Genomic DNA, 18,590 nt, shown 5'->3' with positions numbered 1-18,590 from the left:
TCGGATACGCAATTCAATAGCTTGTGCGGCGCGTGCGGGCTGCGGTGACGGTAATGGGCATCATGATCGATCAGACCTCCGCCATTGACAAGGCGGACTCCATGTCCACCGCCACGATGCGCGACACGCCCTGCTCCTGCATGGTCACGCCGATCAGTTGTTCGGCCATTTCCATCGCGATCTTGTTGTGACTGATAAACAGGAACTGCGTTCCCTTGGACATGCTGGCCACGAGCTTGGCATAGCGTTCGGTGTTGGCATCGTCAAGCGGCGCGTCCACCTCGTCGAGCAGACAGAACGGCGCGGGGTTCAACTGGAAGATCGCAAACACCAGCGCAATCGCGGTCAGCGCCTTTTCACCGCCCGAGAGCAGGTGAATCGTTTGGTTCTTCTTGCCCGGTGGCTGCGCGATCACCTGCACGCCGGCATCGAGAATCTCATCGCCCGTCATCACGAGCTTGGCCTGCCCGCCGCCGAACAGTTCGGGGAACATGCGGCCGAAATGCTCGTTCACGGTCTCGAACGTGCCCGACAGCAAGGTGCGCGTCTCGCCATCGATCTTGCGGATCGCGTCCTCTAGCGTGTTCATCGCGAGCGTCAGGTCTTCGGTCTGGGCATCGAGAAACGTCTTGCGCTCGCGCGCCAGGTTCAGTTCGTCGAGCGCCGCGAGGTTGACCGCGCCGAGATCGGCGATGTTGCGATGCAGCCGGTCGATCTCGCCCTGTAGCCCGCCAATGCGCACGTTGCCCTCGGCAATCGATTGCTCGATGGCCGCGAGATCGGCCTCGGCCTCGGTCAACAGCGTGGAGTACTGTTCAAGACCAAGACGCGCCGCCTGTTCCTTGAGCTGAAATTCGGTGATGCGCGCACGCAGCGGGTCCATGGCGCGTTCGAGCTGCATGCGGCGTTCGTCGCTTGCGCGCAGCTTGGCGGTCAGGTCGTCGTACTGGCTGCGCTGCGCCGCCAGCGACTTCTCGCGATCCATTTTCTCGTCGAGCGCGGTCTGCAAGCCACCCTGCGCCGCCGCTGCCGACAGACGGCCCATTTCCTCGCGCGCTCTCACGTCCTCATCGGCGAGCGCCTTTGCCTGATGGGTGGCGGTCTCCATGGTGCGCGACAGCTCTGCCCGGCGTGCCTCCATGCTGCGCTTGGAAAACACCGCTTCCTGCGCCTGGCGTTCGAGCGTGCGCTGCTGCTCACGGCATTCGTTGAGCTTGCGCTCGGCATCGATCACGCGCTCGTCGAGCTGCGCATGGCGCTCCTGGCTGTCGGCCAGTTGCATGTCGAGTTCCTCGAAGCGTGCCTCGGCCGACACCTTGCGCTCCTGCAACTCGTCCAGTTGCGTTTCCACCTCGGCCAGGTCGGCGCCGATCTGCTCGCTGCGCGCGCGGGTCTGCTCGGCCATCTGCGTGAGACGCAGCGTCTCGACCTGCAACTCGTGCGCGCGCGTCTTCGCCTCGGAGGCCTCGCGCCGCGCGGTGACCAGGCGCTGCGACGCGTCCGCATAGGCAGCCTCGGCGCGGATCAGGGCCGTGCGCGATTCCTCGCTGATCAGCACCTGCGCACGCAGCTCCTTTTCAAGGTGTTCGATTTCCTGGGCGCGCGCGAGCATGCCGGACTGTTCGGAATCCTGCGCGTAGAAGCTCACGCTGTGGGCGGTGATGGCGTGCCCGGTGGCGACGTAGATGGTCTCGCCCGCCTTGAGCTGCGCGCGGCGGTTCAACGCCTCGTCGAGCGACGGTGCGGTGTGGCAGCCGGTCAGCCAATCGACCAGCAGCGCATGCAGGCCGACATCGTTCACGCGCAGCAGATCGGACAGTCGCGACGGACCATTGCCCGCCGCCGTCGCCCCACCCTGCGGCTTGCTGTAGAAGGCCAGTCGCGCGGGCGGCGCATCGGTGCCGCCGTGGCCGAGAAAACCGCGCACCATGTCGAGGCGTCCGATCTCCAGCGCATTCATGCGCTCGCGCAGCGCTGCTTCGAGCGCGCTCTCCCAGCCCGGCTCCACGTGGATGCGGCTCCACAGGCCCTGCATGCCTTCGAGGCCGTGCTTGGCCAGCCAGGGCTGCAGCTTGCCGTCCGTCTTGACCTTCTCCTGCAAGGCCTTGAGCGCATCGAGTCTCGCCGACAGGTCGGCCTGCCGCCCGCTCTCGGCATTCACCGTCTGCTGGCGTGTGCGCCGGTCCTCGTCGAGTTGCGGCACGGATTCCTGCAACTCCATGTGCTGGGCTTCGCTGATTTCGGCGAGTTCGCTCGCCTCCTCAAGTTGGCTGCGCAGATTGTTCAAGCGCGCCTCATCGGGCGCGGCGAGCGCGTTGCGGTCGGTGCGAAGACGTTCCTGACGCGATTCGAGCTGGCGGCTTTGCTCGCCGAAACCGCGCTGCTCGGCGGCCAGCACCTGAATCTGCTGCTGGATCTGCACGACCGATGCGCGCTGCTCGCTGGCACGCTGCTGGCTCTGGCGCAGCGCGTCTTCGAGGTCGGGCATCTGCATCGCCTGTTCCTCGACCTGTGCGGCCAGCAGTTCGGCCTTTTCCTCGGCGTCCATGCCGGCGCCCGAGAGCGTCTCCAGCTCGATCTCCGCCTCCTGCCTGCGGCCCTGCCACTGCGCGATCTGCTCGGCCAGTTGCGTGAGCCGCGACTCCACGCGCTGGCGACCTTCGACCACGTAGCGGATCTCGGCCTCGAGCTTGCCTACCTCGGCAGTCGCTTCGTAGAGCCGCCCCTGCGCCTGATTGACCTGATCGCCTGCCGCGTAGTGCGACTGGCGGATGGTTTCGAGGTCGGCCTCCACGGCACGCAGATCGGCCATGCGGGCTTCGAGGTCGTTGACCGCCTGCAAGCCTTCAGCGCGCACCTTGGCCTGATCGGATTCGGAATCCGCGCGTTTCAGGAACCACAACTGGTGCTGCTTGAGCGTGACGTCGGCCTGAAGCGCGTTGTACTTTGCCGCGACCTCGGCCTGCTTTTCGAGCTTTTCGAGGTTGGCATTCAGCTCGCGCAAGATGTCTTCGACGCGCGTGAGATTCTCGCGCGTGTCGGACAAGCGATTTTCCGTCTCGCGGCGGCGCTCCTTGTATTTGGACACGCCCGCAGCTTCTTCGAGAAACAGCCGCAACTCTTCGGGCCGCGATTCGATGATCCGGCTGATCGTGCCCTGACCGATGATGGCGTAGGCGCGCGGGCCCAGCCCGGTACCCAGGAACACGTCCTGCACGTCACGGCGGCGCACCGCCTGGTTGTTGATGAAGTAGCTGCTGGTGCCGTCACGCGTGAGCACGCGCTTGACGGCAATTTCGGTGAACTGGTTCCACTGTCCGCCCGCGCGGTGATCGGCGTTGTCAAAGACCAGTTCCACACTCGAGCGGCTGGCGGGTTTGCGATGCGTGGTGCCGTTGAAGATCACGTCCTGCATCGACTCGCCGCGCAGCTCGCTCGCCTTGGACTCGCCGAGCACCCAGCGCACGGCATCCATGATGTTCGACTTGCCGCACCCGTTCGGCCCCACCACGCCCACAAGCTGGCCGGGAAGCAGAAAATTGGTGGGTTCGGCAAACGACTTGAAGCCGGCGAGTTTGATGGAGTTGAGACGCACGAGTCAGGCGGTATTGATCAGGGCGCAATGGATATTCAGGCCCGGATCATACCGTGCAAGCACCGGCTTCGAGACAGGCCCCAACCGGTGCTACCAAATTTGACAATGAACGCGGCTCAGGTGGAGCGCGGCGCAAATGCGATGATGGCCATTCCGGCGAGCGTCACCGCCCCGCCCACCACGTCCCACAGACCGGGCCGCACGCCATCCACGGCCCAGAGCCAGACCAGCGCCACGCACACATAGACCCCGCCATAGGCCGCGTAGATGCGACCCGACGCATCGGGGTGCAGGGTCAGAAGCCAGGCAAAAAGCGCCAGACTCGCGGCGGCGGGCAGCAGCACCCAGACCGGCGCGCCCTTGCGCAGCCACAGCCAGGGCAGATAGCAGCCGACGATTTCCGCGAGCGCGGTCAACACAAACAGGCCGAGCGTAGTCATTGCGCCGATGGTAATCGCTCCAAGAGGACTCAAACGCGTGCCACCGGAGGGCAGACTTCGCACGCGCCAGCGACAGCACCAGCGTCTCGAACTCCTCGACCGGCAGCGGCGGGCTGAGCAGGTAGCCTTGCCAGCCGTGACAGTGATTGCGTTCCAGAAACTGGCGCTGCGCCTCGGTTTCCACGCCCTCGGCGGTCACCTGCAGGCCGAGGCTGGTGCCCAGCGCCACGATGGTTCGGGCGATGGCTGCATCGTTCGGATCGGTGAGCACATCGCGCACAAACCCCTGATCGATCTTCAACTCGTCGAGCGGCAGGCGCTTGAGATAGGAAAGCGAGGAGTAGCCCGTGCCGAAATCATCGAGCGAGAAACCGACGCCGTAACTCTTCAGATGCGTCATTTTCTTGACGGTGTCGTCGATGTCTTCCAGAAGCAGGCTTTCGGTCAGCTCAAGGCGCAGACCGCGCGCATCTGCGCCGGTGCTGGCCAGCGCGGCCAGTGTCTGCGCGACGAAGCCCGCCTGGTGGAACTGGCGCGCGCTCACGTTGACCGAGAGCGTGAGCGTGCTGAGCACCGGATTCGTGGCCCATTGCGCCAGCCGCTCGCATGCGGTCTTGAGACCCCACGCGCCCAGACCAAAAATCAGGCCGCTTTCCTCCGCCAGCGCGATGAACTGCGCGGGCGGTATGGCGCCTCTTTGGGGATGCAGCCAGCGCATCAGCACCTCGGCGCCTACGATCTTGCCGTGTCGCATCTGCGGCTGGTAGGCCAGCTCGAACTGGCCCTGCGCGATGCCGGTACGCATGTCGGCCTCCAGCGCCACGCGCGCCTCGACCACGGCCTGCATTTCCGGGTCGAAGAAGCGCAACGCGTTACGCCCCTCGGCCTTGGCGCGGTACATCGCCAGATCGCCGCGCTTGAGCAGTTCATCGGGCGATTGGCGCTGCCCATGGAACAGCGTGATGCCGATGGAGAGCGTCGTGTGATGGTGCTCGTCGCTGAGTTCGAAGGGCTCGCGCATCACGTGCAGGATCTTCTGCGCCACCTCCTCCGCCCCGGCGGCGGCGACCTGCTCGCTCTCGCCGAGCGAGCGCAGCACGACGACGAACTCGTCGCCGCCATGGCGGGCCACCGTGTCGTCGGCATGCACGCAACTGCGAAGCCGCTGCGCGACGATGCCCAGCAGGCGGTCGCCCATGTCGTGTCCCTGGGTCTCGTTGAGGTTCTTGAAGTTGTCCAGATCGAGCATCAGCACCGCGCCGTAGGTCTGGTGCCGGGCACTCATCGCCAGCGCCTGCTGCAGGCGGTCGAGCAGCAGACGTCGATTGGGCAACTGCGTGAGCGGGTCGTAGTACGCGAGATAGCGCGCGCGTTCCTCGACGGCCTTGCGCTGGCTGACGTCCACGAGCGTGACGAGGTAGTTGTCGCCCAGGATCACGCCCGCCATTTCGAGCGAACGCGAGTGTCCGGTCTTGTGCCTGACCACACATTCCATCGCGCGGATGTAGCCGTTGCCCTCGCGTGCCTCCTTGCAGGCTTCGTTCCAGCGCGTGCGATGCAGCGCGCGCTCCTGCGGCTCGGGCACCATGGCGGTCCACCACGCGTCGAGCGTGCTGAGTTCCTGCGTGTCGTAGCCACAAATCTGCGCGTAGCGCTCGTTGCTGAAGTCAAACGCGCCATCCTTGACCTGCGCGATGCCGATCGGCAAACGGTTCAGGATGCCGCGCAAACGTTCCTCGCTGTTGCGAAGCGCCTCTTCCATCTGCTTGCGCTCGCTGATGTCCAGAATCACCGACACGTTTTGCACGGGAAGTCCGTTGCGATGCGACACCGGCGTCGCCGTCAGATCGACCCACAAGGCCGTGCCGTTCTTGCGCACATAGCGCTTTTCCAGACGCACCGTTGGCAGGTTGTGGTTGATCATGCGCTGCATCTGCTCGGCGCCAATCGTGCGGTCATCGGGGTGCGTGAAGTCCTGGAAGGTGCGGCCTTCGATTTCATCCACTGCATAACCCAGCATGTCGGCAAAGGTCTGGTTGGCGCGCTCGATCTCGCCCGTCGCGCTTCGGACCTGAATCACGCCCACCGCCGCCTGACCGAACATGGTGCGAAAACGCTCCTCGCTCGCAAGCAGCGCGGCGTTGGCATCGTTGGCGTTGTTCAGCGCCTGCGCGCGGCGAAAACTCAGCAGCACGATGAGCGTGGTCAGAAGCGAGGTGAACAGAATGCCCATCGCAGCCATGAGCCACGGCAGGCTCTTCTCGAACGGCGAGAGCAGCGGCGTCAGATGATCGAATTTCAGCCGCCACAGCCGCCCGCCGAAATGCACCTCTTTCTGACTTTGCACGCCGATCTGCGGCGCCGACGATACCGACTCGTACAGATTGGCGGGCGACTTGAGCGGCACGAGCACGCCGTCGGCGTTGAGTTCGCCCAGATCCTGCATGCGCAGGGTCACGTGATCCCAGCGTCCCTCCGTCTGCACGCTCTCCACCAGTTCACTGATGCTCACGGCGACGTCGACGGTGCCGGAGAACGCGCCCTCCTTCGCATCCAGACTTGCAGGCGCGAAAACCGGCATGCGCATCACCACACCGTTTGCTGCCGTGCCAGACCTCTGGATCAGCGAGAACGGCGCCGAAATCGCCATGTTTCGGGTATCGCGCGCACGCAGCACGGCCTGCATGTTGAGCGGCTGGGCGTGCATTTCCAGGCCTTCCAGCACCTGGTTGCCCTTGGCCGGCCAGAGGTATTCGATCACGAAATATTCCGGCCAGAAATCCGCTGGCCGGAACTCAAAGCCCTGGTGGGATTCACCCGTGAACGAGGGTTCATTGCGCGTGCGGGCAAGAAAGCTGTCGCGCTCCGCGCCCGGCACGTAGCGCGTGAATGAAACGCACAGGGCGCCCGGATGCCGACGCTAGAGTTCCATGTTGCCGACCAGCCGTTCAAAGTCGCGGCGCTGCAATTGCGGATTGAGCTTGAGCACGCCCTGCAGGCCACTCAGGATGTCCATATAGGACTGGAACCGCCGCTGAATCGCCTGCGTGAAGGCGCTGGCCTCCTGCTCCAGACGCATTTCGGCCATGGCCATGGTCGAGCTCTGCTGGTGTCTCCACAGCGCGTAGCTGCCCAGCAGGCCGGAAATGGCCACGAGCAGGCTCGGCAGCCAGAACCGAAACGGAAAACGTGAAGACGCGAGCGCGGACATCGAGCGATCAGGCAAGCCTGAAAAATGGTGGTTGACTCTGGATCTGCAACGGCGATACCTTCCGCAGCTATTCACAAATGAAACCAATAGTTAATCGATGCCGCATTTTCTTACATATCGTTGTCTCTGGTCTAATTGAAATTACATAACCGGGATGACGGGCCTGTCTTTCATTCCAGTCGGCCTGCTGATTTGGCGCGATCTTGCGGAGAGCCAGTCGCCCGGTGCCCTTGACGTGGTTCATCGACGACTGGGCAAAATGCGGCTTGTGTTTTCTTGATTATTTGTAGCCGCGCAACAAAGTGAATCCGCTGTGTTCGCAATCCGTCCCCGAATGTCCTACGGTTTCTCCATGGGAGCCGGACAAGCCCGTGCGCGCGCACGTACCATCGCAGCAGGAGTTAACCACGCGTGTTGTTCGATATCTTTGAAAGGCGAATATCGCCTTACCCGCCCCGCGACCCTTCATTGCCGCCCAAAGGCTTTTTCGCCTTCCTGTGGACGTGCACTAAAGGCATGCGCGGCTGGATCGCCCTGCTGACGCTGACATCGGCGCTGCTCTCGGTCTATGAGGCGTTTCTGTTCGGGGTCATGAGCCGCGTCGTGGACTGGTTGTCCACGACCCCGGCGGCGCAGTTCTGGGAGCAGCGCGAAGGCAGCCTGATCGGCATTGCGGCCATTCTGCTCATGAGCATCGTGCTGCTGGCGGTGCACACCCTGATCATGCATCAGGTGCTGGCGATCAATTTTCCGATGCGCATGCGCTGGATATTCCACCGGCTTATGCTCGGCCAGAGCATGTCCTTCTATGCCGACGAATTCGCGGGACGCATCACCACCAAGATCATGCAGACCGCGCTCGCCGTGCGCGAGGTGGTGTTCATCGTCGTGGACATTCTCGTGGGCGTTGGCGTCTACTTCATCAGCATCCTGCTGCTCGCGGCGAGCTTCGACGCGCGCATGATGATCCCGTTCGGCGTCTGGCTTTGCTGCTACACGGCGGCCTGCTTTTTCTTCGTGCCGCGTCTGGGCAAGATCGGCAAGGAACAGGCCGACGCGCGCTCACTCATGACGGGCCGCGTCACCGATGCCTACACCAACATTGCGACCGTCAAGCTGTTTGCGCACACCCGCCGCGAGGCCGAATACGCACGCAACGCCATGGACGCGTTCAAGCAGACCGGCTATGCGCAGATGCGCCTCGTGAGCCTGTTCGAGCTGACCAATCACGTCATGATCACGCTGCTGATTCTCAGCAGCTCGGGCTTTGCGCTGTGGCTCTGGAGCCATGGACAGGTCGGCGCGGGCGTCGTCGCGGCAGTGATCGCGATGGCGCTGCGCATCTCCGGCTACTCGCACTGGGTGATGTGGCAGATGACGGGCCTGTTCGAGAACATCGGCACGATCCAGGACGGCATTCTCACGCTCACCAAGCCGCGCACCATCGTGGACGATGCCGATGCCAAGCCGCTCGTGGTCGATCACGGCGGCATCCATTTCGAGGACGTGAGCTTTGGCTACAAGGATGGTGGCAAGCGCGTCATCGACCATCTCGACCTGAACATCCGCCCCGGCGAACGCATCGGCCTGATCGGTCGCTCGGGCGCGGGCAAGTCCACGCTCGTGAACCTGCTGCTGCGCTTTCACGATGTGCAGGGCGGACGCATCACCATCGACGGCCAGGACATTCGCCACGTGACGCAGGACAGCCTGCGCTCCGCCATCGGCATGGTCACGCAGGACACCTCGCTGCTGCACCGCTCGATGCGCGACAACATCCTCTACGGTCGCCCCGATGCGAGCGAGGAGCAAATGCGCGCCGCCGCCATCAAGGCGGAAGCCGCCGATTTCATCGACAGCCTCACCGATCTCAAGGGCCGCAGCGGCTACGACGCGCAGGTCGGCGAGCGCGGCGTCAAGCTCTCGGGTGGACAGCGCCAGCGCGTGGCGATTGCGCGCGTGATGCTCAAGGACGCGCCGATCCTGCTGCTCGACGAAGCCACGAGCGCGCTCGACAGCGAGGTCGAAGCGGCCATTCAGCAGAGCCTTGACGGACTCATGCACGGCAAGACCGTGATCGCGATTGCCCACCGCCTCTCGACCATCGCCGCGATGGACCGGCTGATCGTCATGGACAAGGGCCAGATCGTCGAGCAAGGCACGCACGCCGAGTTGCTGGAGAAGGCCGGCATTTACGCCAAGCTCTGGGCACACCAGAGCGGCGGCTTCCTCGGAGAAAACTCGAGCGATCAACTGATCGCGAGCTGATCAACGGGCAGACCTCAGCTCTGTTCCTCCGGCCCTGCGGCATGCGGGGTCGGCGGCTCTTTTGGCGGCAACTGCACGAACAGCATCGTGGCCGCGAGCGTCAATAGTCCCATCACCACGAAGGTCCAGCGAAACGACCAGAGCGTCGCGCTCGCGGTGGCCGTACCGAAGTGGCCCTGCAGCGCCGCCAGCACCGCGCCTGCGGCCGCCACGCCCATTCCCATGGCAAGCATCTGCACCATCGAGAGCAGGCTGTTGCCACTGCTCGCAAAATGAGGCATCAGATCCTTGAGCGTGACGGTGTTCATGGCCGAGAACTGCAGCGAATTCATCGCACCAAACAGCGCGAGCTGAACCACGAGCACCGGCACCGGTACGCTCGGCGACATGAACGCAAAACTGCAGATCAGCAAAGCCAGCACCCAGGTGTTGGTGACCAGCACCTCGCGATAGCCGAAGCGGTAGATCACGCGCGTGACCAGCGGCTTCATCAGCATGCTGCCCAGCACCGTCGGCAGCATCATCATGCCCGCATACATCGGCGAAAACCCCAGGCTGACCTGCAGCACCAGCGGCATCATGAACGGCATGGCCGAGCTGCCAAGGCGCGAAAACAGGTTGCCGAGCAAGCCCACACGCAGCGTGCGTACCGCGAACAGTTCGGGGGAAACAGCGGATCGGGACGGCGCAGCGCATGCAGCCAATAGCCTGCAAGACATGCCAGCCCGAACACCATCATGATCAGTGCCGAGGCGCTGCGCACGCCGCCGCCCGCCATGCTTTCGACCGAAAGCGAGACCAGCGCCATGCCGACGGCCAGCATCAAGTAGCCCCAGACATCGAAGCCGCGCGGCGGCATCTGCTCGCCCAGCGGCATGTATTTGCGCGCTGCCAGCAGACCGATGATGCCCACCGGCACGTTCACCCAGAAGATCCAGTGCCAGGAAGCAAATTCCACCATCCAGCCGCCGAGCGTCGGGCCAATCAACGGCCCGACCAGACCCGGAATCGCGACGAAACTCATGGCCCGGATGAACTGCTCGCGCGGAAACTCGCGCAGCACCGCAAGCCGCCCTACCGGCAGCAGCAATGCGCCGCCAAGCCCTTGCACGACACGCGCGGCGACGAGCAGATCGACATTCGGCGAGATCGCGCACAGCACCGATCCGAGCACGAACAGCGCAATCGCGCACATGAATACCCGCCGCGTGCCGAACTTGTCGGCAAGCCAGCCGGATGCGGGAATCAACACCGCCATCGCGAGCGAATAGGCGACGATCACCGAGTGCATTTGCAGCGGACTCTCGCCCAGGTCCCGCGCCATCGCGGGCAATGCGGTGTTGACGATTGTCCCGTCCAGCGTCTGCATGAAAAAACCCAGCGACACGAGCCACAGGAGCTTGTTCTTCATCGGCGATAACTGGGAGGCGTCGGGTGTCTGCATGAATCGGGCAATCGTTGGAGCGCAAGCGCGCCAGTTTGCCATCGTCCGCCGAAGGCCGCGTCCAAAGCGCAAGAAGCCCGCGAACGGGCTTCTTGAACGGCTGGTCGGGCCCTGTGGGCCACAGATCAGGCTGGACCGTTGTGCTGCTCCGCGCGCTCCAGTTCTGCGGGCGTCATCAAGGCGGGAGCGGCAGCACGCCGAGCGCGCAGCCACGCATAGGCCGCGCCCAGCAGTGCAAACCAGACGGGTGTGGCGATCAGCGCGGAACGCGTGTCCGCCTCGAAGGTCAGCAACACGAGGATGAACGCAAAGAACACCAAGCACAGGCCGCACATGAACACCCCGCCCGGCATGCGGTAGCGCGAACTGGCATGCAGTTCGGCGCGTGTGCGGCGATATTGGATATAGGACAGCAGGATCAGCGACCAGACGAACATGAACAGGATCGCCGAGATGGTGGTCACCAACGTGAACGCCTGCACCAGATCGGGAATCACCCACATCAGGAATGCTCCCCCAACAGGCAGATGCATGAGAACAGCAACCCGCGTGAAGGCACGCTGGCCTTGGAGAGCACGCCAAAGGCGCGCGGCGCGTCGCCCTTGAGCGCTAGGCCGAACAGCATGCGGCTCGTCGAGAACACGCCGCTGTTGGCAGACGATGCGGCAGAGGTGAGCACCACGAAGTTGATCACGCCAGCCGCTGCGGGAGCCCGGCAAGCACGAACAGTTCCACGAACGGGCTCTTGCCCGGAACCACCTCACGCCACGGTGTCACGGCCATGATCGCAACCAGCGCGCAGACGTAGAAGATGATGATGCGGATCGGGATCGAGTTGATTGCGCGCGGCAACGTCCTCTCGGGATCCCTGGCTTCGGCGGCCGTGGTGCCGACCAGTTCGATGCCCACGAATGCGAACACCGCGATCTGAAAGCCTGCAAAGAATCCCATCAGCCCGTGCGGAAACATGCCGCCGTCGCTCCAGAGATTCGACACACTGGACGCGCGGCCTGCGGGGGAGGTGAAGCCCGTGAGCACCATGTAGAGACCGGTGCCGACCAGCGTGACGATGGCCACGATCTTGATCATCGCGAACCAGAATTCGATCTCGCCGAACAATTTCACGGTCAGCAGGTTCAGCGACAGCAACAGCGCCACGCAGGCAATCGCGGGCACCCACTGCGGAAGATCGGGAAACCAGAACTGCGCATAGGCCGAGATTGCGATCACGTCGGCGATGCCGGTGACGATCCAGCAGAACCAGTAGGTCCAGCCCGTGAAGAACCCGGCCCAGGGCCCCAGCAAGTCGGCCGAGAAGTCGATGAACGAGCGGTACCTGAGGTTGGACAGCAGCAGCTCGCCCATCGCGCGCATCACGAAGAACAACATGATGCCGATGATTGCGTAGACCAAGATGATCGACGGGCCGGCCAGACTGATGGTCTTGCCCGAGCCCATGAACAGGCCGGTGCCGATGGCGCCACCGATGGCGATCAACTGGATATGGCGGTTGCTTAGATTGCGTTGCAGGTCGTCCTGACCCGTGTGCGCTTCCTGAGGCGCGGGCTTGACTGGTTGAACCATGGGTGAAAACTCCGTGATGGGATCAAATCAAACAAGGCATGGCCCTCCGATGCGGCCATGTTTGCGTCGCGCACCGGCCTCGACAATGAAGGTCAGGAAGAAGGATGCGAGGGCGCGCGAAAGCGCCGCAATGATGCGTTTGAATATCCGGGGTTTCCCGAAAACCTGACGCCAACGAGAGAAAAATCAAGGACTATGGTTATTTAGGGCCCGTCGATCAGATCAGCGCCCGCCCTGCGCATCCGGCTGCAGGAGCGCCTTCTCCTTCTGCGCCACTTCCTTGAGCAGATTCCATACCGCCTGGATGCGCGCGAGCTGCTTTGCCTCCTGCGGCATGCTCATCCAGAACGTGCGCGTGAACCTCGCCTCCTGCGGCAACACGCGGGTCAGCACGGGGTCGCGGTCGGCCAGAAACGCGGGAAGCACGCCGAGTCCGGCCCCGGTTCGCACCGCCTCGTACTGTGCGGTGATGCTGGTGCTGCGAAACGCAAATCGCTCGGGCGCGTGCAGCTTGTCGACGAATTGCAGCTCCTTGGTGAACAGCAGGTCATCCACATAGTTGACGAAGGCGTGATGCCGCAGATCCTCGCGCCGTGTGACCAGCGGCCTGCGCGCAAGATATTCGCGCTGGCCATAGAGGCACAGCGTGTAGTCCGCGAGCCTTGACACGATGACCGAGCCACGCGTCGGGCGCTCGAGCGAGATCACGATGTCCGCCTCGCGCCGCGACAGATGCAGCAATCGGGGCAGCGCGAGCAGGTCGATGGAAAGACCCGGATGCCCGAGCGTGAAGCGCGCCAGATGCGGCGCCAGAATCATCGTGCCGAACCCCTCGGTGGCGCCCACGCGCACCAGACCGCTGAGCCCGCTGTCGGCGCTGTGCGCTTCTGCCGAACTTTCCACGCCGAGCACGGCGGTTTCCATGGCCTCGACCGCGGGCAGCAACTGCCGCCCCGCTTCGGTCAATCGGTGTCCAGCGGACTCGCGCGCAAAAAGCGGCGCTCCCATTTGCTTTTCCAGCGCCTGAATGCGTCGGGCGACCGTCGTGTGTTCGACACCGGCGCGCCGCGCCGCGCCCGCCAGCGTGCCGGCACGCGCCAATTCCAGAAAGTACCGCAGGTTGTCCCAGTCCATCAGCAATCAACCTCTCAATGTGCAAATTTGCAAAGCCCAACTGCAGTATTGTCTATTGATTCATCAAATTTGCACAGATACGATGCGAAGACCGACTACCCAATCACCCAACCGGGTTCCAAGGAGACACCAATGAACGCACCTGCCAACGCCAACGTACTGGCCCCGTCCGTCAAGCTGCTGATCGGCGGCAAGTTTGTCGAGTCCAAGACCACGCAGTGGCGCGACGTCGTGAATCCTGCCACGCAGCAGGTGCTGGCCCGCGTGCCGTTTGCGACGCCCGAGGAAATCAACGAAGCCGTCGCCTCGGCCAAGCAGGCGTTCAAGACCTGGAAAAAGACCCCCATCGGCACGCGCGCCCGCGTCTTCCTGAAGCTGCAGCAGTTGATCCGCGAAAACATGAGCGAGCTGGCCGCGCTGCTGACTGCCGAACAGGGCAAGACACTGCCGGACGCCGAAGGTGACGTGTTCCGCGGCCTCGAAGTGGTCGAGCACGCCGCCAACATCGGCACGCTGCAACTCGGCGAGTTGGCGAACAACGTGGCGAACGGCGTCGACACCTATTCCATCATGCAGCCGCTGGGCGTGTGCGCCGGCATCACCCCGTTCAACTTCCCCGCGATGATTCCGCTGTGGATGTTCCCGATGGCCATCGCCACCGGCAACACCTTCGTGCTCAAGCCGTCCGAGCAGGATCCGATGGTGACGATGCGTCTGTGCGAACTGGCACTCGAGGCCGGCATTCCCGCGGGCGTGCTCAACGTGATTCACGGCGGTGAAGACGCAGTGAACGCGATCTGCGATCACGCCGACATCAAGGCCATCAGCTTCGTCGGTTCGACCAAGGTCGGCACACACGTCTACAACCGCGCCAGCCTCAACGGCAAGCGCGTGCAATGCATGATGGGCGCGAAGAACCACGCCATCGTCATGCCCGACGCCAACAAGGACCAGACCCTGAACGCCTTGGCAGGTGCCGCTTTTGGTGCGGCCGGTCAGCGCTGCATGGCGCTGTCTCACGTGGTGCTGGTCGGTGAATCGCAAAAATGGATTCCCGAACTGATCGAGAAGGCCAAGACGCTCAAGGTGTCGGGCGGAACCGAAAAAGGCACGGACGTAGGTCCCGTGGTGTCGTGCTCGGCGCTGTCGCGCGTCGAAGGCCTGATCGAGCGCGGCGTGGCCGATGGCGCGAAGCTGGAACTCGATGGTCGCAAGCCCCATGTGCCCGGCTACGAGAAGGGCAACTTCGTTGGCCCGACGATCTTCTCCGGCGTCAAGCCCGGCATGAGCGTCTATGACCAGGAAATCTTCGGCCCCGTGCTGTGCCTGTCGGGCGCGGACGATATCGATGCGGCCATCGAATTCATCAACGCCAACCCCAACGGCAACGGCACCGCGATCTTCACGCAGTCGGGTGCGGCCGCGCGCAAGTTCCAGGAAGACATCGACGTCGGCCAGGTCGGCATCAATGTGCCAATCCCGGTGCCAGTTCCGCTGTTCTCGTTCACCGGCAGCCGTGCGTCCAAGCTCGGCGATCTGGGCCCCTACGGCAAGCAGGTCGTGCTGTTCTATACACAGACCAAGACAGTGACCGCACGCTGGTTCGATGATTCGACCACCAGCCACGGCGTGAACACCACCATCAGCCTGAAGTAAGCGCTCATGGCACCAGGGCTCGCCTGCTGTGAATTGATGCTCCATCGATCACAGCGCGCGGGCCTTGTTGTTCTGGCAGCGGCAAGCCGTGGTGAAATCGGGCTCATGTTTGCGACATTGAAACTCCGACCCTTTGTGGCGCGAGCCGCCCTGCCCGTGCTGTTGAGCCTTGGCGCTTCGGGCGCGTTCGCTCAGGCTGGCGCTGATTGCGTGCCAGGCGGAACGGCTGCCGAAGTCAACGCCTGCGCCGTCAAGAGATTTCAGGAGGCCGATACGGCCTTGAACATCTACTACGGCGACGTGATGACGGCGTTGTCGGCACACGAACGCCCGCAGCTCAGGCAGGATCAGAAGAACTGGCAGCGCACGCGCCGTGAGTATTGCAATCGCCACAACCGCGGCAAGGAGAGCAGGCCCGAGTGGGTGCAGCTCTATCACGACTGCATGGTCAAGGTGACGCAATCGCGCCGTATCGCGCTCTCGCAGTGGCTGCACACCGGCAACCCGCCGCCGCCCGAAGCCAGCCTGCCTTCGCCGTGATCCCACGAGACGACACAAGACACACAAGCCCCCGAGGAGACTCCGTCATGGATTTTGAACTCACCGAAGACCAGCGCGCCTTTGCCGATACCGCCCGCGCCTTCGCCGAAGCCGAGTTTGCGCCGCATGCCGCACATTGGGATGCCGAAGCCATCTTCCCGCGCGAAGCCATCGCCAAGGCGGGCGAGTTGGGCTTCTGCGGCCTGTATGCGCCGGAAAATGCGGGCGGTCTCGCCCTGCCGCGACTCGATGCCACGCTGGTGTTCGAGGAGCTTGCCGCCGTCGATCCGTCAACCACCGCCTTCATCACCATCCACAACATGGCCACGTGGATGCTTGGCACCTGGGCGACCGATGCCGTGCGCGGCGAATGGGGCGAAGCCCTCACCAGCGGACAAAAGCTCGCCAGCTACTGCCTGACCGAACCCGGTGCGGGCTCGGACGCCGCCTCGCTCAAGACACGCGCCGAACTCGTCGGCAACGAATACGTGATCAACGGCAGCAAGGCCTTCATCAGCGGTGCGGGCTCGACCGATGTGCTGGTGCTCATGGCCCGCACAGGCGATGCGCAATCCGGCGCGGCCGGCATCAGCGCATTTGCCGTGCCCGCACATGCCGAAGGCGTCAGCTACGGCAAGAAGGAAGAAAAGATGGGCTGGAACAGCCAGCCCACACGCGTCATCAATTTCGACAACGTGCGCATACCGGCTGCCAACCTGCTTGGCAACGAGGGCGAAGGTTTCAAGATCGCGATGAAGGGTCTCGACGGCGGCCGCATCAACATCGCCACCTGTTCCGTGGGTGCCGCGCAAGGCGCGCTGAAACAGGCGCAGAGCTACATGCACGAGCGCAAGCAGTTCGGCAAGGCCATCGCCAGCTTTCAGGCGCTGCAATTCAAGCTGGCCGACATGGCGACCGAGCTGGTCGCCGCGCGCCAGATGGTGCGCCTGGCCGCATCCAAGCTCGACGCAGGCGCGCGCGATGCCTCCACCTACTGCGCCATGGCCAAGCGGTTCGCGACCGATGCGGGCTTCAACGTGTGCAACGAGGCACTGCAACTGCACGGTGGCTACGGCTACATCCGCGAATACCCGCTTGAGCGCCTGATGCGCGATTCACGCGTGCACCAGATCCTGGAAGGCACGAACGAAATCATGCGCGTGATCATCGCGCGGCGCATGCTGGAGGGGATGCGCCGGATGTGATTCGTTGAAGGATCGTTCCGGTTTTATCAACTTCTGGACAAACGCGCCAAAGACTGATCCCCATGCCCGCTCGCCCGCTCTCCGATGAATCCCTGCAGCTCATCGCCGCAGTGCGCGAAGCGCTGGCGCATCGCGACGACGTCGAAGAGCGGCCGCTGTTTGGCTGGTTCTGTTTTTTCGTCGATGGCAAGCTGTGCCTTGGCGTGAAGAATGAGGAACTGCTGGTGCGGCTGGCCCCAGCCGATCATGACCGTGTGGCGGAGAAACCCGGGGTGCGCGAACTCGATTCGCGCGGCGGCATGAGCGGGTATTTTTGCGTCGAACCCACGGCCTTTGCCACGCGCCATCAATGGCAGGAATGGGTAGATGCCGCGCTGGCGTGGAACCCCAGTGCCAAGGCTTCGCCACGTCGCAAAAAGACTGCCACGAACAACAAGGCAACGCCTGCCAAAAAAGCCGCAACGAGCAAGAAGCGTCACAGCATTTTCGAGAGCGATCCCTGATCGCCCGGGCATCCCCTTATTCCCTTTCAACTTCTTTCAACACCAGGAGACAGCACACATGCAAATCGCATTCATCGGACTCGGCAACATGGGCGCGCCCATGGCAATTAACCTGCAGAAGGCGGGACACAGCGTCACGGCGTTCGACCTGTCGAAAGAAGCCTGCGAGCGCGTGAAGGCCGAGGGCGCACGGGTCGCCACGTCTGCGCAAGACGGCGTCAAGGGCGCGGAAGTCATCGTGACCATGCTGCCGGCAAGCCAGCACGTCGAGGGCCTGTTCCTCGGCGGCAATGGCAAGGACGGTCTGCTGGCAAGCATTGCCAAGGGCGCGCTCATCATCGATTCGTCCACCATCGCCGGAGCCACCAGCCAGAAGGTGGCCAAGGCCGCCGAGGCGGCGGGCATCGCCTTCATCGACGCACCGGTCTCCGGCGGCACGGGCGGCGCGATTGCCGGCACGCTGACCTTCATGGTCGGCGGCAAGGAGGCCGATCTCGAACGCGCGCGTCCATTGCTCGAAAAAATGGGCAAGAACATCTTTCACGCGGGCGACGTCGGTGCAGGCCAGACCGCCAAGATCTGCAACAACATGCTGCTCGGCATCCTGATGATCGGCACGAGCGAAGCCATCGCCATGGGCGTCGCCAACGGCCTCGATCCCAAGGTGTTGTCGGAAATCATGCGCCGCAGTTCAGGCGGCAACTGGGCGCTGGAGGTCTACAACCCTTTCCCCGGCGTGCAGGAAAACTCCGCGGCCACGCGCGGCTACACGGGCGGTTTCGGCACCGACCTGATGCTCAAGGACCTGGGCCTGGCGCAGGAATGCGCGATGTCGGTGAAGGCCAGCACGCCGCTCGGCGGCATGGCCCGCGCGATCTACGCCGCACACAGCATTGCCGGTCACGGCCCCGAGGATTTTTCCAGCATCATCAAGATGCTGCAGTCGAAGAAGGACTGAGCGCATCGCGAAGGTCTTGCGTGCATCTCGCCATGCACCCCACAATGGCGAC

The 18,590-nt window shown here is 63.6% G+C and carries 9 protein-coding genes and 4 pseudogenes; 6 read left to right on the top strand and 7 right to left on the bottom strand.

Annotation, left to right across the window (positions count from 1 at the left end):
• Window positions 1–70: 70 nt before the first annotated feature.
• From smc to H9K75_RS24995, 4 genes and pseudogenes are all read right to left on the bottom strand, one after another.
• Complete coding sequence (gene smc, locus H9K75_RS01855; RefSeq protein WP_187724551.1) at window positions 71–3,595, bottom strand: chromosome segregation protein SMC; 3,525 nt, start codon at window positions 3,593–3,595, stop codon at window positions 71–73.
• A 116-nt stretch (window positions 3,596–3,711) separates the two neighbouring features.
• A complete protein-coding gene (locus H9K75_RS01850) occupies window positions 3,712–4,035 on the bottom strand; it encodes a YnfA family protein (RefSeq protein ID WP_187725866.1) in 324 nt (107 codons plus the stop codon).
• A 166-nt stretch (window positions 4,036–4,201) separates the two neighbouring features.
• A pseudogene (locus tag H9K75_RS01845) lies at window positions 4,202–6,913 on the bottom strand (bifunctional diguanylate cyclase/phosphodiesterase); the annotation flags it as partial.
• Window positions 6,914–6,955: 42 nt separating this feature from the next.
• Window positions 6,956–7,261, bottom strand: coding sequence for a hypothetical protein (locus tag H9K75_RS24995; RefSeq protein WP_319016866.1), 306 nt, complete (start codon window positions 7,259–7,261; stop codon window positions 6,956–6,958).
• A gap of 399 nt (window positions 7,262–7,660) precedes the next feature.
• On the opposite strand from H9K75_RS24995, the gene H9K75_RS01840 reads away from it, so the two are divergent.
• Window positions 7,661–9,514, top strand: coding sequence for an ABC transporter ATP-binding protein (locus H9K75_RS01840; RefSeq protein ID WP_187725865.1), 1,854 nt, complete (start codon window positions 7,661–7,663; stop codon window positions 9,512–9,514).
• Between the two features lie 14 nt (window positions 9,515–9,528).
• Here the strand turns inward: H9K75_RS01840 and mdtD are convergent.
• From mdtD to H9K75_RS01825, 3 genes and pseudogenes are all read right to left on the bottom strand, one after another.
• Window positions 9,529–10,958 (bottom strand): annotated as a pseudogene (gene mdtD / locus H9K75_RS01835) (multidrug transporter subunit MdtD).
• 125 nt (window positions 10,959–11,083) lie between these two features.
• Window positions 11,084–12,542: pseudogene (gene cycA / locus H9K75_RS01830) on the bottom strand (D-serine/D-alanine/glycine transporter).
• Between the two features lie 222 nt (window positions 12,543–12,764).
• Window positions 12,765–13,676 carry a LysR family transcriptional regulator gene (locus H9K75_RS01825; RefSeq protein ID WP_187724550.1) on the bottom strand — a complete coding sequence of 304 codons (912 nt, stop codon included), beginning with the start codon at window positions 13,674–13,676 and terminating at the stop codon, window positions 12,765–12,767.
• A gap of 132 nt (window positions 13,677–13,808) precedes the next feature.
• On the opposite strand from H9K75_RS01825, the gene H9K75_RS01820 reads away from it, so the two are divergent.
• From H9K75_RS01820 to mmsB, 5 genes and pseudogenes are all read left to right on the top strand, one after another.
• A complete protein-coding gene (locus H9K75_RS01820; RefSeq protein ID WP_187724549.1) occupies window positions 13,809–15,332 on the top strand; it encodes a CoA-acylating methylmalonate-semialdehyde dehydrogenase in 1,524 nt (507 codons plus the stop codon).
• Between the two features lie 105 nt (window positions 15,333–15,437).
• Entirely contained in the window at window positions 15,438–15,872 is a 435-nt protein-coding gene (locus H9K75_RS01815; RefSeq protein ID WP_187724548.1) for a lysozyme inhibitor LprI family protein, read from the top strand.
• A gap of 47 nt (window positions 15,873–15,919) precedes the next feature.
• Window positions 15,920–17,085: pseudogene (locus tag H9K75_RS01810) on the top strand (acyl-CoA dehydrogenase family protein).
• A 54-nt stretch (window positions 17,086–17,139) separates the two neighbouring features.
• Window positions 17,140–17,580: a TfoX/Sxy family protein gene (locus tag H9K75_RS01805; RefSeq protein WP_187724546.1), complete on the top strand. Its 441-nt coding sequence runs from the start codon at window positions 17,140–17,142 to the stop codon at window positions 17,578–17,580.
• A gap of 58 nt (window positions 17,581–17,638) precedes the next feature.
• Window positions 17,639–18,538 carry a 3-hydroxyisobutyrate dehydrogenase gene (gene mmsB / locus H9K75_RS01800; RefSeq protein WP_187724545.1) on the top strand — a complete coding sequence of 300 codons (900 nt, stop codon included), beginning with the start codon at window positions 17,639–17,641 and terminating at the stop codon, window positions 18,536–18,538.
• The last annotated feature ends 52 nt before the right edge of the window (window positions 18,539–18,590 follow it).

The sequence above is a fragment of the Diaphorobacter aerolatus genome, assembly GCF_014489535.1.
GTDB lineage: Bacteria > Pseudomonadota > Gammaproteobacteria > Burkholderiales > Burkholderiaceae_C > Diaphorobacter_A > Diaphorobacter_A aerolatus.
This window is presented reverse-complemented; position numbering and strand designations above follow the sequence as displayed.

What these genes read in the sequence shown, in the direction of transcription:
- H9K75_RS01805 (WP_187724546.1), top strand. Translation starts at nt 17,140, where the DNA reads ATGCCCGCTCGCCCGCTCTCCGATGAATCCCTGCAGCTCATCGCCGCA.
- H9K75_RS01820 (WP_187724549.1), top strand. Translation starts at nt 13,809, where the DNA reads ATGAACGCACCTGCCAACGCCAACGTACTGGCCCCGTCCGTCAAGCTG.
- H9K75_RS01850 (WP_187725866.1), bottom strand. Translation starts at nt 4,035, where the DNA reads ATGACTACGCTCGGCCTGTTTGTGTTGACCGCGCTCGCGGAAATCGTC.
- H9K75_RS01825 (WP_187724550.1), bottom strand. Translation starts at nt 13,676, where the DNA reads ATGGACTGGGACAACCTGCGGTACTTTCTGGAATTGGCGCGTGCCGGC.
- mmsB (WP_187724545.1), top strand. Translation starts at nt 17,639, where the DNA reads ATGCAAATCGCATTCATCGGACTCGGCAACATGGGCGCGCCCATGGCA.
- H9K75_RS01815 (WP_187724548.1), top strand. Translation starts at nt 15,438, where the DNA reads ATGTTTGCGACATTGAAACTCCGACCCTTTGTGGCGCGAGCCGCCCTG.